The 25,411-nt window shown below is 41.0% G+C and carries 22 protein-coding genes and 1 tRNA gene; 8 read left to right on the forward strand and 15 right to left on the reverse strand.

All coding sequences use genetic code 11. The annotated features are described in order from the left end of the window. The first annotated feature begins 11 nt into the window (after window positions 1-11). The 4 genes from ACW6QP_RS01375 to recJ all read left to right on the forward strand — a co-directional run bounded on the left by ACW6QP_RS01375 (window position 12) and on the right by recJ (window position 3,847). A complete protein-coding gene (locus ACW6QP_RS01375; RefSeq protein ID WP_457909038.1) occupies window positions 12-818 on the forward strand; it encodes a hypothetical protein in 807 nt (268 codons plus the stop codon). 5 nt (window positions 819-823) lie between these two features. Beyond that, window positions 824-1,495 carry a 16S rRNA (cytidine(1402)-2'-O)-methyltransferase gene (gene rsmI, locus ACW6QP_RS01380; RefSeq protein ID WP_457909039.1) on the forward strand — a complete coding sequence of 224 codons (672 nt, stop codon included), beginning with the start codon at window positions 824-826 and terminating at the stop codon, window positions 1,493-1,495. Beyond that, the gene (locus ACW6QP_RS01385; RefSeq protein WP_457909040.1) at window positions 1,495-2,064 is read left to right on the forward strand and encodes a uracil-DNA glycosylase family protein; all 570 of its coding nucleotides are present in this window, start codon (window positions 1,495-1,497) and stop codon (window positions 2,062-2,064) included. Before rsmI ends, ACW6QP_RS01385 begins: the two co-directional genes overlap by 1 nt. A gap of 85 nt (window positions 2,065-2,149) precedes the next feature. Next, window positions 2,150-3,847: a single-stranded-DNA-specific exonuclease RecJ gene (gene recJ / locus ACW6QP_RS01390; protein WP_457909041.1), complete on the forward strand. Its 1,698-nt coding sequence runs from the start codon at window positions 2,150-2,152 to the stop codon at window positions 3,845-3,847. Window positions 3,848-3,888: 41 nt separating this feature from the next. Here the strand turns inward: recJ and ACW6QP_RS01395 are convergent, their stop codons facing one another. Together ACW6QP_RS01395 and ACW6QP_RS01400 are read right to left on the reverse strand one after the other, a co-directional pair. Beyond that, a complete protein-coding gene (locus tag ACW6QP_RS01395) occupies window positions 3,889-4,641 on the reverse strand; it encodes a UDP-2,3-diacylglucosamine diphosphatase (RefSeq protein WP_457909042.1) in 753 nt (250 codons plus the stop codon). Between the two features lie 125 nt (window positions 4,642-4,766). Continuing rightward, window positions 4,767-5,231: a 6-pyruvoyl trahydropterin synthase family protein gene (locus ACW6QP_RS01400; protein WP_457909043.1), complete on the reverse strand. Its 465-nt coding sequence runs from the start codon at window positions 5,229-5,231 to the stop codon at window positions 4,767-4,769. An 87-nt stretch (window positions 5,232-5,318) separates the two neighbouring features. On the opposite strand from ACW6QP_RS01400, the gene ACW6QP_RS01405 reads away from it, so the two are divergent. Beyond that, complete coding sequence (locus ACW6QP_RS01405; protein WP_457909044.1) at window positions 5,319-5,972, forward strand: 2OG-Fe(II) oxygenase; 654 nt, start codon at window positions 5,319-5,321, stop codon at window positions 5,970-5,972. Window positions 5,973-6,082: 110 nt separating this feature from the next. Here ACW6QP_RS01405 and ACW6QP_RS01410 read toward each other — a convergent pair whose 3' ends face one another. From ACW6QP_RS01410 to ACW6QP_RS01425, 4 genes are read right to left on the reverse strand one after another with little or no spacing between them, the layout of a single operon-like run. Next, window positions 6,083-6,268 carry a hypothetical protein gene (locus tag ACW6QP_RS01410; RefSeq protein ID WP_457909045.1) on the reverse strand — a complete coding sequence of 62 codons (186 nt, stop codon included), beginning with the start codon at window positions 6,266-6,268 and terminating at the stop codon, window positions 6,083-6,085. Window positions 6,269-6,272: 4 nt separating this feature from the next. Beyond that, window positions 6,273-7,040: an enoyl-CoA hydratase/isomerase family protein gene (locus ACW6QP_RS01415; protein ID WP_457909046.1), complete on the reverse strand. Its 768-nt coding sequence runs from the start codon at window positions 7,038-7,040 to the stop codon at window positions 6,273-6,275. Window positions 7,041-7,096: 56 nt separating this feature from the next. Then, entirely contained in the window at window positions 7,097-8,425 is a 1,329-nt protein-coding gene (locus ACW6QP_RS01420; protein WP_457909414.1) for an MATE family efflux transporter, read from the reverse strand. A 28-nt stretch (window positions 8,426-8,453) separates the two neighbouring features. Further along, window positions 8,454-8,954: a GNAT family N-acetyltransferase gene (locus tag ACW6QP_RS01425; protein ID WP_457909047.1), complete on the reverse strand. Its 501-nt coding sequence runs from the start codon at window positions 8,952-8,954 to the stop codon at window positions 8,454-8,456. Between the two features lie 72 nt (window positions 8,955-9,026). On the opposite strand from ACW6QP_RS01425, the gene ACW6QP_RS01430 reads away from it, so the two are divergent. Then, a tRNA-Ala gene (locus ACW6QP_RS01430) sits at window positions 9,027-9,103 on the forward strand. 678 nt (window positions 9,104-9,781) lie between these two features. Here the strand turns inward: ACW6QP_RS01430 and ACW6QP_RS01435 are convergent. The 5 genes from ACW6QP_RS01435 to ACW6QP_RS01455 all read right to left on the reverse strand — a co-directional run bounded on the left by ACW6QP_RS01435 (window position 9,782) and on the right by ACW6QP_RS01455 (window position 19,532). Beyond that, window positions 9,782-10,672 carry an alpha/beta hydrolase family protein gene (locus ACW6QP_RS01435; RefSeq protein ID WP_457909048.1) on the reverse strand — a complete coding sequence of 297 codons (891 nt, stop codon included), beginning with the start codon at window positions 10,670-10,672 and terminating at the stop codon, window positions 9,782-9,784. Next, on the reverse strand, window positions 10,659-13,421 hold the full coding sequence (locus tag ACW6QP_RS01440; RefSeq protein ID WP_457909049.1) for a PD-(D/E)XK nuclease family protein: 2,763 nt from the start codon (window positions 13,419-13,421) through the stop codon (window positions 10,659-10,661). Before ACW6QP_RS01440 ends, ACW6QP_RS01435 begins: the two co-directional genes overlap by 14 nt. A 63-nt stretch (window positions 13,422-13,484) precedes the next feature. Next, the gene (locus ACW6QP_RS01445; protein ID WP_457909050.1) at window positions 13,485-14,912 is read right to left on the reverse strand and encodes an OmpA family protein; all 1,428 of its coding nucleotides are present in this window, start codon (window positions 14,910-14,912) and stop codon (window positions 13,485-13,487) included. Between the two features lie 263 nt (window positions 14,913-15,175). After that, the gene (gene kbl, locus ACW6QP_RS01450) at window positions 15,176-16,369 is read right to left on the reverse strand and encodes a glycine C-acetyltransferase (RefSeq protein WP_457909051.1); all 1,194 of its coding nucleotides are present in this window, start codon (window positions 16,367-16,369) and stop codon (window positions 15,176-15,178) included. Window positions 16,370-16,400: 31 nt separating this feature from the next. Beyond that, window positions 16,401-19,532: a UvrD-helicase domain-containing protein gene (locus ACW6QP_RS01455; protein WP_457909052.1), complete on the reverse strand. Its 3,132-nt coding sequence runs from the start codon at window positions 19,530-19,532 to the stop codon at window positions 16,401-16,403. A gap of 168 nt (window positions 19,533-19,700) precedes the next feature. Here ACW6QP_RS01455 and ACW6QP_RS01460 point away from each other — a divergent pair, with 168 nt between their 5' ends. Continuing rightward, window positions 19,701-20,309: a superoxide dismutase gene (locus ACW6QP_RS01460; protein ID WP_457909053.1), complete on the forward strand. Its 609-nt coding sequence runs from the start codon at window positions 19,701-19,703 to the stop codon at window positions 20,307-20,309. A 678-nt stretch (window positions 20,310-20,987) separates the two neighbouring features. Here the strand turns inward: ACW6QP_RS01460 and ACW6QP_RS01465 are convergent. The 4 genes from ACW6QP_RS01465 to purN all read right to left on the reverse strand — a co-directional run bounded on the left by ACW6QP_RS01465 (window position 20,988) and on the right by purN (window position 25,023). Then, the gene (locus ACW6QP_RS01465) at window positions 20,988-22,886 is read right to left on the reverse strand and encodes an amidophosphoribosyltransferase (protein WP_457909054.1); all 1,899 of its coding nucleotides are present in this window, start codon (window positions 22,884-22,886) and stop codon (window positions 20,988-20,990) included. A 66-nt stretch (window positions 22,887-22,952) separates the two neighbouring features. Next, on the reverse strand, window positions 22,953-23,876 hold the full coding sequence (locus ACW6QP_RS01470) for a PfkB family carbohydrate kinase (protein WP_457909055.1): 924 nt from the start codon (window positions 23,874-23,876) through the stop codon (window positions 22,953-22,955). 80 nt (window positions 23,877-23,956) lie between these two features. Further along, window positions 23,957-24,424, reverse strand: coding sequence for a ribonuclease HI (gene rnhA / locus ACW6QP_RS01475; RefSeq protein ID WP_457909056.1), 468 nt, complete (start codon window positions 24,422-24,424; stop codon window positions 23,957-23,959). Beyond that, window positions 24,424-25,023 (reverse strand): phosphoribosylglycinamide formyltransferase, encoded by a 600-nt coding sequence (gene purN / locus ACW6QP_RS01480; RefSeq protein ID WP_457909057.1) that lies wholly within the window; start codon window positions 25,021-25,023, stop codon window positions 24,424-24,426. Before purN ends, rnhA begins: the two co-directional genes overlap by 1 nt. A gap of 148 nt (window positions 25,024-25,171) precedes the next feature. Here purN and ACW6QP_RS01485 point away from each other — a divergent pair, with 148 nt between their 5' ends. Beyond that, the gene (locus ACW6QP_RS01485; RefSeq protein WP_013069791.1) at window positions 25,172-25,408 is read left to right on the forward strand and encodes an acyl carrier protein; all 237 of its coding nucleotides are present in this window, start codon (window positions 25,172-25,174) and stop codon (window positions 25,406-25,408) included. The last annotated feature ends 3 nt before the right edge of the window (window positions 25,409-25,411 follow it).

Here is a 25,411-nt window from a genome sequence, read left to right on the forward strand (position 1 = left end):
AATATTTCGTTATGAAAGAGAAAATCCAGGCCGAATTAAAAAATCTGGCCTCCGAAATACAAAAAGGAGATTTTAATACTGAAGATCTAAAAATCAAAGCCCTGAAGCTTTTTGAAAAACTCAGTTTGCTGAGCTATACCGAAAAATTTATGGCTGAAGAAACCAAAGAAATCAAAGCTGAGGTAGAGCCAACTCCCGTGGAAACCGAGTCTGCGCCAAAGCCTGCTGCTTCCGAAATTAAAAAAGAGGAGTCTCAAAGTTTTGGTTTTGACGATTTTCCAGACGGTACCCAGTATCGCGATGAAGAGGCCATCACCGAGCCGGCAACCGAGAAAATAAAGGATATAGTGGCGCAAATGCCACCTGAAACTCAAAAGGTAGATCAGCTTTTCGATGACATCGAAGAGCCGGTTAAGCCCAAAGCCGAACAAAAACCTGCGGCGAAACCTGCACCAAAACCACAGCAACCTCCGGCACCAAAAAATGATTTCAGAAATATTGGGGTAGATTACGATAACCTGCCCAATTTTGAGCCTTTAAATAACCGCCAAAAGGAAAACCGGCCAAAATCGGTTAACGACAGGCTCAAAAAAGGAATCAATATCGGTTTAAATGAAAGATTGTCCTTTATCAAGCATCTTTTTGATGGCAATGCCGCCGATTACAACAGGGTGCTTTCCCAACTCAATACAATAGATTCGCTGGAAGAAGCTAAAAAGTTCATCGAAAAGATCGTGAAACCCGATTACAATCATTGGGAAGGTAAGGAGGTTTATGAAGAACGTTTTCTGGAACGAATAAGCAATAAATACGAGTAATATTTATGGCTAAGCTTTACCTGGTGCCTACTCCCATTGGTAACCTTGAAGATATGACTTTTAGGGCGGTTAGGCTGCTTAAAGAAGTAGATCTTATTCTGGCCGAAGATACCCGAAACAGCGGGAAACTTTTAAAGCATTTTGAGATCGAAACCCCAATGCAAAGCCACCATATGCACAATGAGCACAAAACGGTGACTTCTATCGCAGAGCGCATCAAAGCCGGTCAAACCATTGCATTGATTAGCGACGCTGGAACTCCGGCAATTTCAGACCCGGGATTTTTACTGGTGCGCGAATGCATTGCACAGGGCATAGAAGTAGACTGCCTGCCCGGGGCGACAGCCTTTGTGCCGGCCCTTGTGAATAGTGGCCTGCCAAATGATAAATTCGTTTTCGAAGGATTTCTTCCGGTGAAAAAAGGCAGGCAAACCCGGCTTAGAATACTTTCAGAAGAAACCCGAACGATGATTTTTTATGAATCCCCTCATAAATTGCTGAAAACTCTTTCTCATTTTTCTGAATATTATGGAGAAGACCGCCAGGTTTCTGTTTCCCGCGAAATCACTAAGCTGCACGAAGAAACCGTGAGAGGAAATCTTTCAGAAGTGATTCAGCATTATACCCAAAAACCCCCAAAGGGAGAAATTGTAATTATAGTAAAAGGTAAGTCCTGATGCAGGAATTATTGGAGCAGGCAAGAGATTGCCGGTTTTGTGAAAAACACCTGCCGCTTGGCGCCAGGCCAATAGTTAAGGCCAGCGAAAAGTCAAAAATTATTTTAATTAGTCAGGCGCCGGGTAGAATAGTTCACGAAACCGGAGTACCCTTCAACGATCAAAGCGGAAAAAAACTCAGAGATTGGCTGGGGGTAAACAGTGAAAGTTTTTACGATACCTCAAATTTTGCGATTTTGCCAATGGGATTTTGTTATCCCGGAAAGGCGAAGTCGGGCGATGCCCCTCCCCGCAAAGAATGCGCCCCCTTATGGCATAAGGCCTTTTTGGAAAAGATGCAAAAAGCAGAACTCGTGATATTAATTGGAGCTTATGCAGCATCCTATTATATAACCGGAAAGAAAAATCTAACTGAGAAAGTGAGAAATTTCCAAGATTACTTACCCCGGTACTGGTGCCTGTCGCATCCTTCTCCTGTAAACCGATTCTGGCGGCAAAAAAACCCCTGGTTTGAGGAAGAGATCGTGCCCCAACTGCAAAGTCGTATTCAGCAGGTTTTAAAAAAATAAATGCGGATTTTTACTTATTAATTTATTAGAAAGCCTGGTTCACAAATCAGCTTTTTATTTTTGTGAAATAAATCATCATTAAATTATGCGCTGGACGCTTAAGCCAAAACCCGATTCCCTGAAAGTCGCCAAACTCGCCGAAAAATTAGGCGTGGAGAAACCTATAGCAAGCCTGCTTATGCAAAGAGGTATCGAAGATTTCGAAGCGGCTAAAAAGTTTTTCAGGCCGGCTTTGGAAGATTTGCACGACCCGTTTCTGATGAAGGATATGGATAAAGCGGTAGATCGCATTGAGCAGGCCCTGGCCAATGGGGAAAACATAATGGTGTATGGAGATTATGATGTAGACGGTACTACCAGCGTGGCCCTTATGGCGTCGTTTCTAAAGACTTTGAGCCCCAATATCGCTACCTACATTCCAGATCGTTATGCTGAAGGCTACGGAGTTTCCTACCAGGGAATCGATTTTGCTGAAGATAATGACATTAGTCTTATCATTGCCCTGGATTGCGGGATAAAGGCCATAGATAAAGTCGCTTATGCTGCTGAAAAAAATATCGATTTTATAATTTGTGATCATCACCGGCCGGGCAATGAAATCCCTGATGCGGTGGCAGTTTTGGATCCAAAGCGTGAAGATTGTGCATATCCCTACAAGGAACTTTGTGGTTGTGGTGTGGGCTTTAAACTCATACAGGCAATTACCGAGAAACGCGGAGGAAATGTAGAAAAATTATTGCTTTATCTCGACCTGGTAGCTACGGCAATTGGCGCAGATATAGTTCCGATAACGGGAGAAAACAGGGTTTTAGCTTTTCACGGTTTGCAAATCATTAACCTTCAACCCCGCGCCGGATTCAAAGCTATTCTTTCCCAGGTTAAAAAGCCGAAAATAAGCATTAGTGACGTAGTTTTTATTATCGCACCGCGTATCAACGCCGCCGGAAGAATGAAGCACGGCCTGCATGCCGTGAGCTTGCTAATGGAAGAGGATGAAAATACAGCCGCTACTATGGCCGGCGAAATTGAAAAATATAATGCCGATCGCAAGGATGCCGATAAAAGCATCACCGTAGAAGCCCTGGCTCAAATTGAAGAATTACAGGAACAACAGCGGTTTACCACGGTGGTTTATCACGAAAACTGGCACAAGGGCGTAATTGGGATTGTTGCCTCCCGGCTTACCGAAAGTTATTACCGGCCAACTTTGGTTTTTACCAAAAGCGGGGAACGTTTGGCGGCTTCGGCCAGATCGGTAAAGGGTTTTGATGTCTACAATGCCCTGGAAGCCTGCCGTGACCACATCGAGCAGTTTGGAGGTCATAAATATGCGGCCGGACTTACCTTGATGGCATCCGAATATGAAAATTTTAAACGGAAGTTCGAAGAAGTGGTTTCAGAAAGTATAGATAAAAAACTGCTGACCCCCGAAATTAGCATCGATGCCGAATTAAAGCTGGAAGATATCAGCCCGAAATTTTATCGGATTCTAAAACAATTTGCGCCATTTGGCCCCGGGAATATGAGCCCGGTATTTATGTCCCGAAATTTAAAAGACACCGGTTTTGGCAAATGTGTGGGCGCCGATAAAACGCATCTGAAATGTGCGGTAAAGCAAAAAGATGAAGGCCCGGTTTTCGATATGATAGGTTTTAACCTGGGTGAAAAACTGGATATCATTGAAAAAAACAAAGTTTTTAAAGCAGTCTACAGTCTCGATGAAAACGAATGGAACGGCAATGTGAGTATTCAGCTAAAGCTGAAGGATATTGCGGAGGATTAAAAGTGGTATAGAATTTAAGTTCTAAAAATCGAAATTGAGATTTATAATTTTTCCAAACTAGCCTTTTCCCCATCAAATACCGCATAGGTATAATGAGAAATCCAATCGCCGGTGTTGAGGTAGGTAGATTTGCCGTTTAAGTCAATTTCCAGCGGTAGGTGCCTGTGACCAAAGATGAAGTAATCATAATGCTTTTGTTCCAGTTTTCTTTTGCAGTACTGGATAAGCCATTCTTTCTCTTCTCCCAAAAATTTCTGGTCTTCCACCCCCGAAATCATCTTGTTTTTTACTGAAAAATACTGCGCCAGCGGGATGCCTAAATCGGGATGTAACCAGCGGTATAACCATTTGGCTACGGGATTGGTGAACAACTTTTTCATTCGTTTGTAACCGTGATCTCCGGGGCCAAGTCCGTCGCCGTGACCTACTAAAAACAGCTTTTCATTAAAAGTGAATTCCTGTGGTTTATGAAATACCGGGATATTGAGTTCTTTTTCGAAATAATCCTGCATCCAGAGATCGTGATTTCCTACAAAAAAATAGACGGGAATCCCACTTTCTTTTATTTCGGCTAATTTTCCCAAAACCCTTACAAAGCCTTTGGGAACAGCGTGTTTATATTCAAACCAAAAATCGAAGAGGTCGCCCAGCAAAAAAATTGCCGCTGCATCTTCTTTTATCTCATCCAGCCACTTTACAAATCTAATCTCCCGCGGCCGACTTTCTTCCTGGGTAGGGGCACCGAGATGATTATCACTTGAAAAATAGACTTTTTTACCTTCGGGAATGGTCATTAAAAATGATTCTATGCTGTAAATATAAATATTTTGATATTAGACCTCACAGGTTTTCATCCCGCATAGCTATCGGGATTTATAAGGTATATTGAAACCATTACTCCCCATTTGGGTCCCGATAGTTATCGGGAGGGGGCATTTTGATCGCTCGCATACCACTCGGCGAAACTCGACTCGGTTTCCTGGAGTTTTAGCGAATGCAATTCTATATGTTCGGGAAGGTGCTTTTTGATTTTTTCAGCAAAATCAATCACCATATTTTCGCTGGTAGGTTGGTAGTTTACCAGAATCACGTGATGGCCTCTGGATTTTAATTCTTCGGCCAGTTCTACGTGCGGGGTGTTTTTGTTAAATACCGTGGCGTGATCAAATTTATCGACGATTTCAGCTTTTACGATACGCTTTAAATCTCCGAAATCAATCACCATTCCGAATTTTACGTTGGTAGTATCGGTAATGGGTTTTCCAATCACCGTAACGCTTAGTTTATAGCTATGCCCGTGAACATTGCGGCATTTTCCGTCGTAGCCATAAAGGGCGTGACCGGTTTCAAAACTAAACTGTTTGGTGATTCGTATCTTACTCATTGCATTAAATTTTCAGCAAAGATAAGGCCTTTAATTTTTTCAATTTTTGAATTGGTTTCTGAATTATATTTGCGAAATTTTTGAAAGATGGAAAACACTGTTACCGAACTTTTTGAGCAACTCGAATTCAAGCTGAATCCTTATTATGAGGAAATTATCTCTGAATTGGTTGAAAAGCAATATTGCATCGCCGATCGTTTTTTTGACGAAGCTGAGGTTAAAGCCCTTCGGGAGGCTTTGAAACAAAAATATGAGGAAGATGCTTTTAAGAAAGCGGCTATCGGGAATAAAACCAATGAGATCATCGAAAAAGAGGTACGCGGGGATTTTATTCTCTGGCTCAATGAGGCCGAAGCAGGGGAAGCCGAACAAAAATTTTTCAGCAAGATAAATTCTCTAATCGATTATCTCAACAAAACCTGTTTTTTGGGGATTCTCACCAAAGAGTTCCATTATGCTCTATACCCTAAAGGCACTTTTTATAAAAGGCATTTGGATACCTTTCAAAACGATTCGCGCAGAAAACTTTCGCTGGTTTGTTACTTAAACGACGAAGACTGGAAGCCCGAAAATGGTGGAGAATTGGTGATCTATACCAATGAGGACGGGCAGGAAATTTCAAAAACTATCTACCCTATGCCGGGCAGAGTGGTGATTTTTGAAAGCCAGGTGCTGGAACACGAGGTAAAACCGGTAGAAACTACCCGTCTAAGTATCACGGGTTGGTTAAAAACCAGGTAATCATTTTTTAAATTTTTTGTAAAGAACAACTATTACCAAAACGACAGCAAGAATAAGCCAAAAGCCCATCCCGCTCATAAATTGAAAAAAATCCCAGACCTCGCTATCCATTAATTGTCGAATTTAGATTTTTGGCGTTTTCTCCAATTATATCGGGCGAAGAAAAAAATGATAAGGATGAGAAGAATACCCGCGAGGTACTCCCAGTTTCCTGTAATAAATTCCCAGAGGCTGTAACCCCATTCCTGTTCCCGGCTTGCAGGCCTGTCTTTCGGTAAATGTTGCTGAAGTGCCATAATCTTACTTTTTGAATTTTTCCAGGGCATTTTTGGTGAAATCTGAAAGCACGAGCTCGCCTGAAATTGCAGCCCGTTCGGCCAGGAGTTGGTCCCAATGGGAGGTTTCTTTCCACAGGGCTTTTTTCATTTCAAAAAGCGCCTCGGGGTTATAGGAAGCCAGTTTGCCGGTGAAGATCTCTATTTCCCTGTCCAGTTCTTTTATAGATTCGAAAACCCGGGCGTAAAGACCTTTTTCCTTCGCCCAGTAAGCATTCTTCCATTCGTGCGCGGCCAGACTTAACTCGGCAAGCGCGCCTACACCAATTTTACGTTCTACCGCGGGAGCAATTACGAAGGGGCCAATGCCTATGCTTAGTTCAGAAAGTTTAATTGCCGCTGCATCGGTAGCCATCGCGTAGTCGCAAGCGGCCACCAGGCCTACCCCGCCACCTACTGTCTTTCCCTGTACGCGGCCTACAATTAATTTTTTGCATTTGCGCATCGCGTTGATCACATTGGCAAATCCTGAGAAAAATACTTTCCCGGCCTGCATAGTTTCAATCGCCACCAGTTCATCGAAAGATGCCCCGGCACAGAAGGCTTTTTCACCTTCCGACTTCAGAAGAATGATATTTACATTTTCGTCTTCAGAAAGCTTTTGAATTTCCTTTTCCAGACGTTCTAAAAGCACTGATGGGAAGGAGTTGCTGGCCGGATGCCCGAATTCCAAATGAGCAATGCCGTTTTCGATTTTGGTATATAAACTGCCGTTTTCGCGGTTGGTAGTCATAGTTTCTCGCTTGTTTCCTTCAAATTTAAAATATTAAGCGGGAACTAACGAAAGCTTCACACTTCTTTATGCAGGTATTTTCTTCGGAATTGGATCACCAGGGCGCTGCTTCGAATGAGCATCCATACAAAAAACGCGATCCAGATTCCGTAAAGTTGAAGTCCAAGATAATCTGAAATCAATAAGGTGGGGGTAAAGCCTAAAAAGGTTGCAACCAGGAGTAAATTCCGAAGATATTTGGCCTCACCCAGGCCTTTGAATATTCCGTCGAACATAAAAGCGATAGCATTTACGGGTTGCATCAGTAAAACGATCCAGAATACCGAAGAGAACAGGGCTAGCACCGCTGCTTCTTTGTTAAAAATCAGGCCTATATGATTATAGAAGATTCCGCAGAGAAACATTAAAATTAGAGCAATGAGAATGGAATATTTGCTTATTCTTTTGCTTAGTTCCCACAAACTTTTATAGTCACGGGCCCCGAGAAGTTTTCCGCCTATGGCATTACCGGCATTGGCGTAGCCATCGATAAAAAAGCTAAAAAACAGCCAGATGTTCATCAAAATACTCTGTGCAGCGATGTAATTTTTGCCATAATCTGTGGCGTATGCGTTTGCGAGGTAGATGGCAAAATTTAGGGCTGCGGTGCGCACAAATAGGTTGGCGGCCATCAAGAGCAAAGCTTTAAGCCGCGGATTAATATTCAGGCTCAGCTTTAAATGAAAAGGCGTTTTTTTAAAGAAAAACCAGAGGGCCATAATTAACATGGTAGCCTGGGCCGCCAGGCTGGCGTATGCCGCCCCTTTTAAATGCATCGCAGGAATAATGCCTTCTATGCCATACACCAGGAGAAAGTCGAGGCCTACATTTACAAAAGCACCGGCCAGGCTGCATTTCATCGCCCAAAGCGTATTTTGCAAACCTCTGAAAACCCCAAAAATTGCAAAGGTTACCAGGGTAAGCGGGTAGCCCAGGGCCCGAATTTGATAATATTCTTCAGAATAACTTAAAATGAGACCCTCTGCATTATAGGCGCTAAAAATAGCTTCAGCAAAGAATGCAGTGGTGAAATAAATCACCAGGCTAAAGGCGAAATTGAAATAAATCGCCTGCGGAATTAAGGTTTTTACCGCGTGCAACCGATTCGCGCCCAAATGCTGGGAAACTATAGCTGAAATTGCCGTTTTGGTTTGTGCAACTATCCAGATAATCGCCGAAAGAAAAGAGCCCACGATCCCCGCTGCCGCCAAAGCTTCAACCGGATTATTTTCCACATTTCCAATTACCGCAATGTCGGTTAGGGAAATGAGCGGCTCTGCAATCCCGGCAATAATGGCCGGAATGGCGATTCTGTTGATATTTTTAAAACTAACTGAGGCTTCCAAAAACTGCTTTTTGGGGTTCAAAGTTAGCTTATAATATCAATTCATAGCAATGAAACGGGTGTTCGCTTTTTTCTGGAAAATAAATGTCTTCTAATTTAAAGTAACCCCTGGCGTCATAAAATTTCTGGTTTCGCTTGTTCTGGCTAAAGGTGTCAAGTCGTATAGAGTTGCATCCCAGGGTTTGGGCGAAATTTTCGGCAAAATCCATCAGTTTTGTGGCTATGCCCCGGCCCCATTTATCGGGTCTTACCGCTAATCTGTGAACATATAAATGATTTGAAGTGCCAGTAAGCCAGTTTACCGGTTTATAGACCTCATCCATTTGGGTAGATAGCGCGACTATTCCCAAAACTTCATCATTTTCTATAAATACATAGAGTTCTTCGTTATCTATATCCTGTTGAAGCCTGCTTAGAGAAGGATAGTTTTCATTCCACTGAAAGATTCCCAGCTGCTGCAAGCTATGGGCGCAGGCTTCGGTTAGTTGTTTTATTTCAGAGAGCTGGGCGGTCTTTGCTAATTGAATCATTTTTTATTCAGAAAAATTTATACAGGCTTCTTTTCAAAAAGAAAATTATTATTACATTTGCCACTCAGTTATGGGGGATTAGCTCAGCTGGCTAGAGCGTTTGGCTGGCAGCCAAAAGGTCATCGGTTCGACTCCGATATTCTCCACCAAAAACCACCGTTTTCGCGGTGGTTTTTTTGTTTCCGGTTGTTTTTTACTTTCCCTCATTCTTTCGCTTTTCTTTCCCTAAATTTAAAATATTATGACCAAAAGCTCATCGGTTCCCCCGATGCTTCGGGGCGATATTCTCCACCAAAAACCACCGTTTGCGCGGTGGTTTTTTTGTTTCCGGTTGTTTTTTACTTTCCGTCACACTTTCGCTTTTCTTTCCCTAAATTTAAATATTATGACCAAAAGCTCATCGGTTCCCCCGATGCTTCGGGGCGATATTCTTCACCAAAAACCACCGTTTTCGCGGTGGTTTTTTTGTTTCCGGTTGTTTTTTACTTTCCCTCATTCTTTCGCTTTTCTTTCCCTAAATTTAAATATTATGACCAAAAGCTCATCGGTTCCCCCGATGCTTCGGGGCGATATTCTTCACCAAAAACCACCGTTTTCGCGGTGGTTTTTTTATTTTCGGTTGTTTTTTACTTTCGGTCACTCTTTCGTTTTTCCTCCCTAAATTTAAATATTATGACCAAAAGCTCATCGGTTCCCCCGATGCTTCAGTAACACACAATTTAAATTACCTAAAGTTAATAAAGTTCAGAAAAGTATAAATATCTGGAAGCTATTTCATAAAAAAAACCACCCGTTCAGGTGGTTTTAAAATATAAACATCTTAAAATTTAGTCGTTATCCAGGTACTCGTCCATTAATTGCTGGGCGTCGGCTTTTAAGAATTCCAGGCTGCGGTTTAGCACATGCTGAAATTCTTTGGTAAGTTCTTCTTTTTTCCAGGGATGGGAAATACCAAAAACGTGGTCGGCATTCTCAACCAGGAGCAGTTTAGAGGCCGGACTCCACTCGAAAAGATTTCCGGCATCGCCAATGCTTACGGTGGTGTCATTGCTTCCGTGGGCAATTAAATGAGGCACATCGAGCTTTTTAGCTGCTTTTTGAATATTTAAGCGCTCTTTATTTTCCTTAAAATTCTTATAGAACTGGTAATGATGGGGCAGTTGCTGTTTGGTACGGGTGTTCGTGATATACTGCACGCCCTTTTTTTCCCAGGCTTCGAGTTGTTTTCCCTTCGGAAAACGGGAAGCAAAATCACTCACCGCTGCCAGTGTTATTAAACGGGTAAATCGTTTTTCTTCGGCCGCCTTGAGTACGGCGATTGCCCCACCGCGGGAATGACCGATTAGATTGATATTTCCAGCCTCAATTTGACGCGCCTGGCTAAAATCGGGTAGAAGTACCCAGTCTAAAACACTTTGTAAATCGTCGAGTTCCTTTGTGTAATTATTGTCGCCAAAGGCCTCGATATTAAGAAATTCGGTTGGGCTCTCGGGGCTGGTGCCGTTATGGCTGAAGTTGAATTTCACAAAGAAATAGCCGTTTTCAGCAAAAAATTCACCCATTTTATCCCAGGCTCCCCAATCTTTAAAGCCTTTATATCCGTGGCAAAAAATGATTATCGGTTTGGGTTTGTTATCGTCTTTAAAAATAAGATCGGCCAGTATTGGCTTATTGTGTTTTCCTTCAATTTGAAGGTTGGTTTCTTTAGTAAGTTCCATAAAATTCTTTAATTTCCTTTTCCTCAAAAGCCACGTTCGGGTCACAAATTTCCACTATTAAATTCTTCAATTCTTCCTGGAATGCAGTGAGAATTTCGGTATCGATATTAGTTTTTTTCCCGGTTCTCTGGTGGGGCGAATCTTTTTTTGCGAATTTTAAGAATCCTGATCTTAAATTTTTAAACGAAATGATTCCTGCCTCTACAGGGCCTTCAAACGATATAGTATTTTCAATTAAGCTGGCGTAGGTAAGTACCTGGAAACTTTTGCTGTATTTGTCGTAATCGGTACATAAAGCCTGCCAGTCTGTTATTTCAATCTGATTCTGACTAACTTTCCCGGTCTTATAATCGATTATCCGGGTGGTGCCGTTCGAAATTTCAACCCGGTCTACCTTGCCGCGAATATATACAGGAAAATCGAGCTTCTCAACACTTAAAGCTGTTTTAAGATTATTTTCAATTTGTTGAATTTTAATCTGCTCTCCATCCTGTAATCTTTTGATTTCGAGCTTTAGAAAATTGCCAAGATAGCGCTTGGCTATTTCGAAAATTATCAGATTTTTTCCCTTATCCATCGGGCCTTTGGAATAAGTTTTTTTGAACTGATCTTCTGCCTCCCGGGGAACGCGTTTTAAAAATTCCCGGGCGTGCTCAAGGCTTAAAATTTGACCTTCCAGGGGTTTGTAGAAATTTTCTAAACTATCGTGAATTACGGTACCCAGTGTGTTGGCCGCAACAGTTTCTTCTACCTCTTCTTCATCCCTAACCCCGAGTACATACTGGTAATAGAAATCTATAGGATTTCGAATATAAGTAGTTAATGCCGAAGGGCTAAAACCCGAAGCTGCCAGAGATTTTAATTTTTGAATAATTTCAGGGGTTTTTTCAATACGTTTCAATCTCTTCTCCAGAGCAGGTACCGAAGGGCTCACCAGGTTCTGAATTAAACTATGTTTTTTTTGGTGTTCAACCTGTAATTGGGTGATAAACCTGCTTTTTTCCCCGGCATTGAGTCCGGCAGATTCTGTATTATATAATAAATGCACATTTTTGGCGCGCTGCAATAGCCTGTAAAAATGATTGGTATAGACTGCATCTTTTTCACGGTAGGTAGGCAAACCAAATTCTTTTTTGAGCTCGTAGGGAATAAATGAATTAGCCGATTTTCCTGCGGGTAACACCCCTTCGTTAAGTGAAGTGATTATCACGTTTTCAAAATCTAAAGCCCTGCTCTCAAGCATTCCCATAAGTTGTAAGCCGGTAAAAGGCTTTCCTTGAAAATCCAGACTTTCTGTTGCCGAAAGTTCTCTAAAAAACCTCTGCAGGCTTTTTAAGCTCTTAATATGCGGATAGGCTGCCTGTAAGTTGCTTAGTTTATTGAATAATTGATGGTAGCGGTAAAGTATTTCAAGATTTAGCAGCTCATTATTTTCTTTGTAAACCGTTTTGATTTCCTGAATTAGAAATTGAAAATTCTCTAGAATTTCAGAAATGCTCAGTTCTTTTTGGTAGAATAATGCCGAAATAATCCCGGCCGATTTTTCTGAAAAACCGGCTGTGATACTCTTTTTATTGAGATAGACCAGATTTTCGCTATGAATATTTTGAATAAATTCTTCTGAAGTTTTTCCCAGTACTGCCTGTAACGCAGGATGGCTTAAAATCGCGATTACATCTTTATAATAATAGCCCGAATGCGATTTTAAATTAAGCTGAAAGATCTTTTCAAAAAGGGATTGCAGCGGGGTGCTCTTAAGCGGAAAGCCCATCGTAATATTTAGCTTTGCCACATTTGGTGGCAGTGAATTCAAAACAGGAACCAAAAGTTCTTCTTCGCCCAGAATTACAGCGGTGTTTTTTAATTCTGCTTCAGAATAATTCGATAAAATCTCTCCTAAATATTTCGCCTGCCCTATGTTTTTAGGAACACCCGTGATTTGAATCTTTTTTTCTTCAGCATACACTTTGGGAAATTCAGGCCGCGGATTTTCACGGTAGTACTCCCAGTTCTTTAGGTATTCCCTAATGAATAGGGAAGCGCCGTGTTTTTGATCCCCGATAAAAACCTGGTCTATATCCCAAAAAATCAAGGCTTTTTCCTGCTGAAGCAAATGCTGAATAATTTTTTGCTCAGCCTGGTTCAGGGCATTAAACCCAATGAAAATATGTTTATTCTGAAGGCTGTTGGCGTAAGTTTCTACCGCTTCAGCCGCGGTTCTGTAAACCAGCCCCTGGTAGGCGGTTTGCTGTGCTAACAGGCGATCTTTTAAAGCTGCGTAATATTCCGGAAGCCTATTCCAGAATTTCAGGTAATTCTCGATAAGCCCGGTTTTTTCGGGTTGAAGAGACCAATGTTCCAAATCCTGAATTCTGGAGAGATTAGAAAAGAAATGTTCGGCATCGATTAGGTACCTGTCAATTTCATTAAAATCATGCAGGAGGCTTTGGGCCCAGGGGGTAAAAGTTTCAAAATCTTCAATTTCGGCTTCTGGAGTGAGACTTTTGTAGGTTTCGTAAAACTCAAAAAGCGAGATGGTATTATCTATACTCTTAAGGCCTGCAATTTCTTCAGCATAATCTTCTATACTGTAGATTTTTGGAGCAAACAGGGTTTTATCGCTTAATTGAGCCAGTTCTTTCAGAAGAAATGAACCCGCTCTTTTACTGGGAAGAATAAAGCTTAATTCGGAAATGTTTTCCTGGGTTTCCAGCAATTGACTAAGAACCCCCGATATAAATGATCTCATTTTATAAAAATAAAAAACGCCCCGACGAATCGGGGCGTTTTCCTTTATAATTTCAGCAAATTTTTATTGCTGGTTTTGAGAATTATCGGTGTTTCTCATTTCCTTGTCTTTATCTAAAGAAATTTCAACACGACGGTTATCCTGTCTTCCGGCTGCAGTATTGTTGGTTGCAATCGGTCTTGACTCACCGTAACCTTCAGAAGTTAATCTGTTGGCAGGGATACCGGCGTTTTGTAACCATTCTTTCACTGAAGCAGCACGCTCTTTAGAAAGTTGAAGGTTGTACTGGTCGCTTCCGGTGCTATCGGTGTGTCCTTCAATATGGAAAATAGTATTTGGATACTCTTCCATAATATCGGCGATAGATTGAAGAGCTTCTTCAGACTCCTGTCTGATAGTAGCTTTGTTTAGATCGAAAAGTACAGTTTTTGAGTACTCGTTAAGTTCAGAAATAACTTCTACGTCTGGCTCTGGACAACCGTTGTTTTCAACAGTTCCGGGAGTATCAGGACATTCATCGTCTTTATCTAATACACCGTCACCATCACGATCTTCGTAAGGACATCCGTTATTTTCAACTGGTCCTGCTTCTTCCGGACACTCATCTTCTGGATCTGGCACACCATCACCATCGGTATCAGGACATCCGTTAAATTCAGGAAGTCCGGCAACTTCTGGACACTCATCGTCTGGATCTGGGATTCCGTCACCATCGGTATCAGGACATCCGTCGAACTCAGCTAAACCTGGGGTATCAGGACAGGCATCTAAATGATCTGGGATTCCATCACCATCAGAGTCAGGACATCCGTTAAATTCTGGAAGACCAGGAGTTTCAGGACATTCATCATCTTTGTCATAGATTCCGTCACCATCGGTATCGGTTCCACCGAATACAAACTTAACCCCGGCTGAATGCTGGAAGTGCGTAGCCATATCGGTTTCGAATACGTGTTTGTACTTAGATTCAACTCCTATGGCTATGTTGTCTGAAAGCCAGAAGTTAAGTCCAAGTTTTCCATTTAAGGTAGGAGCGCTAAGTCCTGAAATTGGAAGGTCTCCACCATCTCCTATCCAGGTATAACCACCACCTACACCAAGAACAGGATCAAACCACCCGTCGTTAAGTGCAGCGCGAAGGCTGTAATCAAAAGATCCGTCTACTGCATAGTAAGACAGGTCTCCTGCAGCCATATCTCCATATTTGTCTATTTGGTTTAAACTACCGGCAAGTTCAAAAACAAAACCGCCACCAATATATCTACCTACAGATACTTTTGAAATAGCGGGAATAATGTTCCAGTGGTCACCCACATTAAAATATTGATCGAAAGTTCCTCCTAGTGGAGAATCTTCACCGGTTGGATAGAAGTCTACTGCGTTGGCCTGTAAACTAATAGACCAGGGATTGTTGGCGTCCTGAGCGTTAGCGGTGGTGCTAAGTCCCAAAACCAACATAGCAGCCATTAAGAATGTGCTAAGATGTTTCATATTCAATAGTTTAGTTTTAAGTGTTAATTGTTAACAAAAGTAGATGCTAATTGAATATTAACAAAGCCCGAAATAATAAAGTTTTCTTAATAAACCCTTGATTGACGGGTATTTCCAAGCGATTTACCTAAATCCTGGCCCCTTTTTTAACAAAAATCAGGCTTTGAAATTTACGCTTCAAAGCCTGATTTTAAATTATAAAGCCTCTCCTGATTTTCTTTAAATGTTAAAAAAATCGGATTCGCTTATTGGGCTTGGGTTTTTTAAATAACCCCTAATTCTTTGCCCACTTTAGTAAATGCCGCAATAGCTTTATCTAAATGTTCTTTTTCATGTGCAGCCGAGAGCTGTACCCGTATTCTCGCCTTTTCTTTAGGCACTACCGGATAAAAGAAACCAATTACGTAAATGCCTTCTTCCAGAAGTTTATCGGCCATATTTTGTGATAATTTGGCATCGTATAGCATTACAGGGACAATCGCTGCATCGCCGTCTATGATATCAAAACCGGCATCTTTAATTCCTTTTTTGAAATATTTGGTATTCTCCTTCAGCTTATTTCTTAGGCTGGCATCTTTTTCAATTAGATCGAATACTTTTAAGGAAGCACCAACTATAGCCGGGGCCAGGGAATTGGAAAATAAATAAGGTCGCGATCGCTGCCGAAGCATCTCGATGATTTCTTTCTTTGCCGTGGTATAGCCTCCCATCGCTCCCCCGAGGGCTTTTCCTAATGTTCCGGTAATAATGTCTACCCGACCCAGTACATTTTTCTCCTCCAGGGTGCCAATTCCTTTTTCACCTATAAATCCGGTGGCGTGGCATTCGTCTATCATTACCAGGGCGTCATATTTATCGGCCAGGTCGCAAATTTCATCTAATGGGGCAACAAGGCCATCCATAGAGAAAACCCCGTCGGTTACTATAATTTTGAAACGCGCGCCTTTTTCATTGGCTGCCTGCAATTGCTTTTCAAGATCATCCATATTCCCGTTCTGGTAGCGGTAGCGGGCCGCTTTACACAAACGCACTCCATCTATAATCGAAGCGTGATTCAGGGAGTCTGAAATTATGGCGTCTTCAGCAGTAAAAAGAGGTTCGAAAATCCCTCCATTGGCATCGAAGCAGGCGGCATATAAAATGGTGTCTTCGGTTCCGTAGAAATCGGCGATCTTTTTTTCCAGTTGTTTGTGTATGTCCTGGGTCCCGCAGATAAACCGAACGCTCGACATCCCGAAACCGTGCGTATCCATAGTATCTTTTGCTGCCTGAATTACCTCGGGGTGTGAAGAAAGCCCCAGATAATTGTTAGCGCAGAAATTAATCACTTCCTGCCCGGTTGAGATTTTGATCACGGCATCCTGAGGGCCGGTGATGATGCGTTCTTTTTTAAACAATCCGTTTTCTTTGATCTCTTCGAGTTCGGTTTGAAGATGTTCTTTTATTTTTCCGTACATATTTTCTGTTTTTTGCAAATTTAGGCATCTTTTAAACAAGCCTAATTTCCAGATTTTTATTTGTGTAAACTATTATTTTATTTCCTATTTCAAATCCCATTTCTTCCAATGCCTGGGCGTATTGATTAATTTGAACCGAATGTTTTGGGTCTGGTTTTCCGGTTTTATAATCCAGAATATGAACCCTTTTTTCTTCAAAATTCAGCCGGTCGGGTCGCAACCGCTCTCCGGTTGGGCTTAAAATATCTCTTTCATTATAATTGTGAATTCCCGGCTCGTAATATGTTGATAGCTGGGGATGATTCACAATCTTCTGAACTACTTCTGATATCTTCTCCCGCTGAGTCGCCGTGATTAAACCTAAATTTTCAGCTCTGTCCATTGCCGTAGTAAGATCGTTTTTATCATTAATCATCGCCAGGATTTCGTGCAGAATTTCACCTTTTTCTATGGCTTCTTCCTGCTTGCTGTCCCACAAGGCCCCCGATCGGGTTACAATTTCTATGCTGGTGTTTGCCGTATTTGTAGAATAAAATTTCTCCTGCTGAAATGACTGAGGTCTGGCTTTCTTTTTCTTCGGAAGAGGAATTTCCCCGAATTCATATTCATTGGAGTCTCCCCACTTATCGCAATTCTTTAAGTAAGCGATAAGCCAGCCAGAGAGTCTATTTGGATATTCTTCCCCCGTTTTATTTAAATCTCTTTTTGAAAGTATATAAAGCTGGCTGGATGCCCTGGTGCAGGCCACATAAAATACATTTAAACTATCCAGCTGATTTTCGTGCAGCAACCGGGTATAGGCCGCGGCCGGCATCTCACCCCAATTCAGCATTTTTTCTGAAGCATTCATATAACTTATAGGAATGTCATTAAGCGGCGGCTCTAAAGGAACCCAAAGCTTATCACGTTTAGTGTCACTAAAATCGGTGTTGGCATAGGGATAAATAACCACCGGAAATTCAAGACCTTTAGATTTATGAATGGTCATAATTTTTACGGCATTTTCTTCTTCGGGAACCACTATACTCAGGGAATCTTTGTCCTGCTCCCATTGTTCAAGAAAATCACCCAGGCTTCCCGCAGTTTCATTGCCGAATTCAAAAATGTAGTCTAAATAAAATTGCAGGTAGGCATTAGATTGTTCTATGAGTTTAAAACTCGAAATTATGTATTCGGCTGCTTCATAAAGATTCAAATGCTTTAACCGGTTAATTTCGAAAACTATATCATAATCTTTAAGCCAAGTAAAAAATGATTCGGCTTCTGTATCAATATATTCTGAAATAACAGCAAACGGATTTTCCAGGTTCAAATAATCGCTTAAAAAGTCGAAAATCTTTAGTTTAAGACCTTTGTCTTTGGGCCTGATTGAAAACTGAAGCAATGCATTGATGAAATTTACTTCGGGAGCATTGGCAATTAAAAGTGTTTCAGAAGAAATAACCGGCACATTATTCTCGCTAAGAAAAGTTGCTACCGTGACTCCCTCTTTCCTGCTTCGTGTTAGAATGCAAATATCGTTGCGTTCATAATCTTTTTCGGTAAGGGATTGGATGATTTCAAGTACTTTTTGCGGATAAATTTCATCTTCTTCAGCCTTATTTTCAGCTTCGATAAAATTTAAGTTTACATAGCCAAAATCTCCTTTTTTTGGCTGTTGTCCACAGCCTTCATAAAGATTTTGATACTCCGGGTTATCGAGTCTCCCAGCCGCAAATTTGAAAAAATCGTTATTGAAATTCACAATTGTGCTGCCACTGCGATAATTATCGGGTAAATTATTGATGGTTTTTTCAATTACAAAAGGGTTGTGATTTTTGTTGGCGTATAGCTCGATGAATTGTTCTGCTTTCCCACCCCGCCATCTATAAATCGATTGTTTGGCATCACCTACCAGCATTAAGCTGGCCGCTTCCTGAATATTTTCGCCCCCACTTAAACTATGGTCTATTAAAGGAATTAAATTTTCCCATTGCAGTTGGGAGGTATCCTGGAATTCATCGATAAAATAGTGCTTATAGCGTTCGCCAAGTCGCTCATAAATGAAGGGTGCAGGCTGGTTTTTTACTTCTTTGCTTATTCGCGGATTAAATTCTGAAATCAATAATTGGTTGCGATCTTTTTTTATGAGTTCGAGCTCCTGGTTTATGGCATTAAGCAGAGAGAGCTGCACCAGGTGCCGGCTTACCTCTTTTAAAAGTTCAAATTCATACCAGTTAGCCCTGGTTTGCTCGAAAAGCTGAACAATTTCAGGCTGAAGCTCATCTATCGTAGCCTGTTTAAAGGCAGGAATTTTCTTTGGGTAGAGTGGCTTAGAAGCTATGTTTTTCACCCAATCCTGATCGTATTTCCCCGCATTCTCATCATTTAGAAGTTTGGCAAAATATTTTGGAACCGAACCCCTGCTAAAATCGCCTTCTTCTAAATTGTTATGTTGTAGTAAGTCGAAAAATTCTGTGGCCAGTTTTCTGTTTTCTTCATTGAGGTTTTCCCGCTTTTGCTTTATTTTTTCAGAAAAGGCGCTAAAATCTTCTGGTTTCCTATTTTTTAATAAGGCAAGGGCCTGCTGGCTGGTCTCTTTTATCAAAAGTTCTGATATGCTAAAGAGATCCCGGGTAATATCCCAGCTTTTATCATCATCGGCTTTGGCCAGGGCAAAATTTAAAAGAATTTGGGTTAAAGTTTTATCGGTCCCGGCTTTGCTTATAAGGCTTTCAACGGCCTCCAGTAATATTTGCCGGGTGTTCAAAACCACCTCAAAATTCACGGGAAGATCCAGGTCTTTAGCAAAGGTTCTTAGAACCCGGTGTGTGAAACCATCTATAGTAGAAACCTCGAAAGCTGCATAGTTATGAATGATGCTTTTTAAAATAATAGCCGATTTTCTCCTGATTTCCTCTTCCTCCAAACCGGTGTGTCTCGAGACTTCGAGCAAAAGTTGCTTCCCGTTTTCTGAAATTTCTTCGGAAGAAAAATCCTGAAGGCTCTCGATAATTCGGGTTTTCATTTCGGCTACCGCCTTATTGGTAAAGGTGATGGCCAGGATATTTCGATAAGTTTCAGGCTGGGAAGCGGTGAAAAGCAAAGAGAGATATTCCTTTACCAGGGTGAAGGTTTTTCCCGATCCTGCCGATGCATTATAAATATTGAAATGAATGTTCAAAAAGAAAAATTCTTGACTGTGAGTTAAACTTTAAAGATAAAATAAAATATCTGTAAGAATAGGCTTTTCTTTTAAGTATATTATAACATTAAAATGTTTTTAAAAATGGCTGAGATGCCTAAATTTGGGAGTTAACAGAAGTACTAATCACTAAAAAAATAATTAATTATGGCTTTTGAGTTACCAAAATTGAAATATTCTTTTGATGCACTTGAGCCTCATATTGATGCAAAAACCATGGAAATTCACCACGGGAAACATCATGCGGGCTATACCAGTAAATTAAATGATGCCATTCAGGGTACCGACCTTGAAGGAAAAACTATAGAAAATATTCTGAAAAACCTGGATAAATCCAATACTGCCGTTAGAAATAATGGTGGAGGTTATTTTAACCACAATCTTTTCTGGGAAATTATGTCTCCCGATGGAGGCGGTAAGCCTGAAGGTGAATTGGCCAAGGCTATAGATACAGCTTTTGGTTCGTTCGAAGCTTTCAAAGATGAGTTTGCAAAAGCCGCCGCCGGTCAGTTTGGATCTGGATGGGCCTGGCTTTGTGTACACGAAGGTGGTAAAGTTGAAATCTGCTCAACTCCAAACCAGGATAATCCTTTAATGCCCGGTGTTGGCTGTGGAGGAACTCCAATACTTGGACTGGATGTTTGGGAGCACGCGTACTACCTAAACTACCAAAATCGTCGTCCCGACTATATCGATGCTTTCTTTAATGTGATAGATTGGAAAGAAGTAGGAAGCCGATATGCAAAAGCAAAATAATTATTATTAATTGTTAGAAGCGATAAGGGCTGCTCGTAAAATGAGCAGCCCTTATTTTTTTTGCTGAATTTTTTCCATAAAAAAAGGCGGACTTTTTAGATCCACCTTTCTTTGCCCCAAATCTACCATGAACTTAACCTACTTATGTTATGGTGATACTAAAGTAAACCGAAAAATCTTTGCTTAATAAACTTTTAGATGAAAAACCTAAAAATTAGATAAAATACTTAAAATGAGGTTTCTGGATTAATTTAATGAGAGGATTCTGCAACTTAATGATTAGATTCTTGTTTAAAACCGGATTTTTCAGGAAGCGAAACCACATAAAAAAAGGCGGATTTTTGATCCACCTTTTTTTGCCCCAAATCTACCATGAACTTAACCTACTTATGTTATGGTGATACTAAAGTAAAGCTTTAAAACATTGTGTTAAAGAAAATTAGATCAAGTTCCAATATACTTGATGAAATTCACTTTGTATTTTAAATGTGTAAGATTTACCTTACACAACACCTGGATTTCATAAAAAAAGGCGGATTTTAGATCCACCTTTCTTTGCCCCAAATCTACCATGAACTTAACCTACTTATGTTATGGTGATACTAAAGTAAGTTCAGTTATACTTTTAAAAAAATATTTTAGACAAAAGGCTTAATTATTTGATAAAGAGCAATTTGTTTAATATGCCCTGTCTTTATTTCCCTCATAAAAATTGATGAAAGCCCTGTTCACCACCCGGTTTCCACCGAAAGTGGGGTAATTACCTGTGAAATACCAATCTCCAAGATTTTTCGGACAGGCTTTATGTAAATTCTCCACGCGTTGGTAAATTACCTTTATTTCAGCCTTAAGGTCTGGAGGGCTTAGTAGCTCTGCGATTTTATCTGAAATTTGCTCATCACTAAAAGGCTCATAAATTTCTTTTACAAAGTTTTGAACTTCACGATCATCCAGGTCTACCTGTTTCTTGCATTTATCATAAACCTCCTCAACTATTTCATACTGGTTATTCTCCTTTAAAAGTTCAAGAGCCGCTTTAAAGGCTACTAAATCTTCCAATCTGGCCATATCTATACCATAACAATCGGGATAGCGAATTTGAGGCGCCGAAGACACTACTACAATCTGCTTTGGATTCAATCTGTCCAGCATTCTTAGAATACTTTTCTTAAGCGTGGTACCTCTCACGATGCTATCGTCAATAATAACCAGATTGTCTTCAGGTCTTACAACTCCATAGGTTACATCATAAACGTGGGCTACCAGATCATCCCGGCTGCTATCTTCGGTAATAAAAGTTCGCAGCTTGGCATCCTTTATCGCGATTTTCTCGGTACGCAGTCTATGGGCCAGGATCTCACTAAGACGCGAGTCGGTTAGCGTATTTTTTTCAGCTAGGATTGCTTCGTTCTTTTGCTTGTTGAGTTCATCCTGCGCAGCTTCAACCATTCCGTAGAAAGAGGTTTCAGCTGTGTTAGGAATAAAAGAAAATACGGTGTTTATAGTGTCGTGATTAATCGACTTTAAAACTTCAGGCATAAGAAGGCGCCCCAGCATTTTTCTTTCCTTATATATTTCAGCATCGCTTCCGCGGGAAAAATAGATACGTTCAAAAGAACAGGCTTTGCGTTCCAGCGGCTCTATAATTTGAGTAATGTCAACCCTGCCATCTTTTTTCGTGATAATTGCGTGACCGGGGTCCAGCTCTTTTATGTCTTCATAATTCACATTAAAAGCGGTTTGTATCACCGGTCGTTCACTGGCAACTACTACCACTTCATCATCTTTGTAGTAATAAGCGGGTCTAATTCCTGCGGGGTCACGCAATACAAAAGAATCACCGTGACCTAGTAATCCTGCCATTGCATAGCCACCATCCCAGTTTTTAGATGATTTTCTGAGAATCTTAGCTACGTTAAGCTGTTTGGCAATCATAGGGGAAGCCTCTACCTTCGAGAATCCCTGCTTTTTTAGCTTCTTGTAGAGTTTTTCCACTTCAGAATCCAGGAAATGCCCAATCTTTTCCATCACGGTAACCGTATCGGCTTTTTCTTTTGGATGCTGGCCAAGGTCTACCAGGTTATTGAAGAGCTGGTTTACATTGGTCATATTGAAATTTCCGGCAACGATAAGGTTTCGGTGCATCCAGTTGTTTTGTCTCAAAAACGGATGCACGCTTTCAATACTGTTTTTTCCGAAGGTTCCGTAGCGAACGTGACCCAAAAACACTTCACCTATATAAGGCAGATGTTTTTTCTGAAGCTCAACATCATCGGCATATTCGGGGTTTTGTTTTATTTCGTCGTTTATGCGCTGGTTGATCTGGTCAAATATATCCTGAATAGGCTGCGCAGCATTCGATCTTACCCTGCTAATATAGCGTTCCCCGGGCCTGGTGTTTATTTTGATGCTGGCAAATCCGGCTCCATCCTGCCCACGGTTGTGTTGCTTCTCCATAAGGAGGTACATCTTGTTTATACCGTAGAAGGCAGTACCATACTTTTCCTTATAATATTCAAGGGGTTTTAACAGGCGAACCTGGGCAATTCCGCATTCATGTTTTATGGCGTCACTCATATCAAAAATTTACTCCCGTATTTAGTTTTATCTATAAAAAAAGCCCTGAAAAATCAGGGCGCGAGTTTAGGTTAATTCTATTTCGAATTGGGTTAGTTTTTTAAACTCCTCCAATCGTTGCTGCACTTCCTCGTCACTAAGGTCCTGCATTCGCTCTGTTCCAAATTTTTCCACGCAAAACGAAGCAAGATTCGAACCATAAATGATGGCATTCTTCATATTTTCGAAAGAATAATCTCCGGACTTGGCCAAATATCCCGAAAATCCGCCTGCAAAAGTATCGCCGGCGCCGGTTGGATCAAAAACTTCTTCAAGCGGTAGTGCCGGAGCGAAGAAGATATCATTATTATGAAAAAGCAATGCGCCGTGTTCTCCTTTTTTAATCACCACGAATTTTGGACCCATTTCCTCGATCTTACGTGCCGCTTTCACCAAAGAATGCTCGCCCGAAAGTTGCCTGGCTTCCTCGTCGTTTATAGTGATTACATCTACCTTTGCGATAACCTGCTTTAATTCTTCCAGGCTATTATCCATCCAAAAGTTCATAGTGTCCAGAACCACAAGTTTTGGATTCTCTACCTGCTCTAAAACGCTTAGCTGAACCAGGGGATGAAGATTTCCCAGCATTACAACTTCAGCATTCTTAAAACTATTTGGCACTACCGGATTAAAATCGGCCAGCACATTTAATTGGGTGTCCAGCGTGTCGCGGGTATTTAAATCGTTGTGATAGCGGCCGCTCCAAAAGAAGGTTTTGCCATCCTTTACAACCTCTATCCCTTCTATATTTATGTTATTCTGGCTTAACAGGTCTAAATATTCCTGCGGAAAATCTCCTCCCACTACCGATACCACTGCGCTCTCTACATTGAATTGTGCGGCCGAAAGACCAATATAGGTCCCGGCACCTCCAAGAATTTTATCGGTTTTTCCGAAGGGAGTTTCAATGGCATCGAAGGCTACGGTGCCTACTATCAATAATTTACTCATATTAAATTTTAAAATGCGCTGCAAATATACAGTTTGTTTTTCAAGAGATAAACCTTAAGTCTTAAAAGGCTTGAAGTGAATTAATTTTCTGTAAATCCGCTATCGATAAGCAATCTGGATTTTTTAGATGCTTCTACGGCCAACTGGTCGCAACGTTCGTTTTGAGGATGATCATTATGGCCTTTCACCCACTTAAATTTAACCTGGTGCTGCCTGTAGATTTTTAAAAACTCCTGCCAGAGATCGGCATTTTTACGATCTTTAAAAGCCTTTTTCTCCCAGCCAAAAACCCAGCCTTTATTCACGGCATCGGCCACATATTTGCTATCTGTAAAGACAATGGCCCTGGTTCCCTGGTTTTTTAACTTTTTTAAAGCCTCGATCACCGCAAGTAATTCCATTCGGTTATTGGTGGTGTGTTTAAAGCCCTGGGAAAATTCCTTTTTATAAGGTTTTCCCACCCATTCCATCACAATGCCATAACCGCCAGGTCCCGGATTTCCCCTTGCCGCCCCATCGGTGTAAATGTGTACCTGAGCTGTATGCACTAAACCTGTGATTTTTGAAGTATTTTTTCAATCACCTCGGGGTAGTGCCTGTACTCCAGTTTGTGAATTTTTTGCGCAAGCACATCGGGAGTGTCGTTATTATCTATTTGGGTTTTTGCCTGGAAGATAATTTCTCCCTCGTCGTATTTTTCATTTACATAATGAATACTAATCCCGCTTTCCCTCTCTTTATTGGCAATCACCGATTCATGTACCACGCTTCCGTACATTCCCTTGCCGCCATAGGCAGGGAGTAGGGCAGGGTGAATGTTGATGATTTTATTCGGAAATGCCTGCAATATATTTTTTGGCACCATCCATAAGAATCCGGCCAATACAATAAGATCTGGTTTGATGTCTTTTAAAACATGAAGCACTTCATTAGAATGAAAAAAAGCATCTCTGTCAAAATGAAGCGCTTTCACCTGAAGCTTGTGAGCTTTCTTCAAAACCGGGGCATTACTGCGATTACAAAACACGGCTTCTACTTTTGCCAGTGGCGAATTTTGAAAATATCTAATGATATTCTCGGCGTTGGTGCCACTGCCTGAAGCGAAAATGACGATTTTTTTGGGATTTGTGTTTCCGGAGCTGCTCAAAATCAGGGATTTGTTGAAAGATGAATCACAAAATTACAGCCTTTCATCGAAATTTGTGTAAATTAGAAACACATTTTTAAAGTAAAAATCGGTTTTAAAATAAAGTTTTTTATTTTTGCCACCTAATCAAAATTAAAATAAAAACATTATGTCAGACATTGCATCAAGAGTAAAAGCGATTATCGTTGACAAATTAGGAGTTGACGAGAATGAAGTTGTAAACGAAGCAAGCTTCACTAACGACTTGGGTGCTGATTCATTGGACACAGTGGAATTGATCATGGAATTCGAAAAAGAATTCGACATCCAGATTCCAGATGACCAGGCTGAGAACATTGCCACTGTAGGTCAGGCGATTTCTTACATTGAAGACGCAAAAAAATAAGAA

It is taken from the genome of Salegentibacter haimaensis, assembly GCF_054121495.1.

Bases quoted from the DNA above. Each gene is read 5' to 3' on its own strand.
- ACW6QP_RS01375 (WP_457909038.1), top strand. From the start codon at position 12: ATGAAAGAGAAAATCCAGGCCGAATTAAAAAATCTGGCCTCCGAAATA.
- rsmI (WP_457909039.1), top strand. From the start codon at position 824: ATGGCTAAGCTTTACCTGGTGCCTACTCCCATTGGTAACCTTGAAGAT.
- ACW6QP_RS01385 (WP_457909040.1), top strand. From the start codon at position 1,495: ATGCAGGAATTATTGGAGCAGGCAAGAGATTGCCGGTTTTGTGAAAAA.
- recJ (WP_457909041.1), top strand. From the start codon at position 2,150: ATGCGCTGGACGCTTAAGCCAAAACCCGATTCCCTGAAAGTCGCCAAA.
- ACW6QP_RS01395 (WP_457909042.1), bottom strand. From the start codon at position 4,641: ATGACCATTCCCGAAGGTAAAAAAGTCTATTTTTCAAGTGATAATCAT.
- ACW6QP_RS01400 (WP_457909043.1), bottom strand. From the start codon at position 5,231: ATGAGTAAGATACGAATCACCAAACAGTTTAGTTTTGAAACCGGTCAC.
- ACW6QP_RS01405 (WP_457909044.1), top strand. From the start codon at position 5,319: ATGGAAAACACTGTTACCGAACTTTTTGAGCAACTCGAATTCAAGCTG.
- ACW6QP_RS01410 (WP_457909045.1), bottom strand. From the start codon at position 6,268: ATGGCACTTCAGCAACATTTACCGAAAGACAGGCCTGCAAGCCGGGAA.
- ACW6QP_RS01415 (WP_457909046.1), bottom strand. From the start codon at position 7,040: ATGACTACCAACCGCGAAAACGGCAGTTTATATACCAAAATCGAAAAC.
- ACW6QP_RS01425 (WP_457909047.1), bottom strand. From the start codon at position 8,954: ATGATTCAATTAGCAAAGACCGCCCAGCTCTCTGAAATAAAACAACTA.
- ACW6QP_RS01435 (WP_457909048.1), bottom strand. From the start codon at position 10,672: ATGGAACTTACTAAAGAAACCAACCTTCAAATTGAAGGAAAACACAAT.
- ACW6QP_RS01440 (WP_457909049.1), bottom strand. From the start codon at position 13,421: ATGAGATCATTTATATCGGGGGTTCTTAGTCAATTGCTGGAAACCCAG.
- ACW6QP_RS01445 (WP_457909050.1), bottom strand. From the start codon at position 14,912: ATGAAACATCTTAGCACATTCTTAATGGCTGCTATGTTGGTTTTGGGA.
- kbl (WP_457909051.1), bottom strand. From the start codon at position 16,369: ATGTACGGAAAAATAAAAGAACATCTTCAAACCGAACTCGAAGAGATC.
- ACW6QP_RS01460 (WP_457909053.1), top strand. From the start codon at position 19,701: ATGGCTTTTGAGTTACCAAAATTGAAATATTCTTTTGATGCACTTGAG.
- ACW6QP_RS01465 (WP_457909054.1), bottom strand. From the start codon at position 22,886: ATGAGTGACGCCATAAAACATGAATGCGGAATTGCCCAGGTTCGCCTG.
- ACW6QP_RS01470 (WP_457909055.1), bottom strand. From the start codon at position 23,876: ATGAGTAAATTATTGATAGTAGGCACCGTAGCCTTCGATGCCATTGAA.
- ACW6QP_RS01485 (WP_013069791.1), top strand. From the start codon at position 25,172: ATGTCAGACATTGCATCAAGAGTAAAAGCGATTATCGTTGACAAATTA.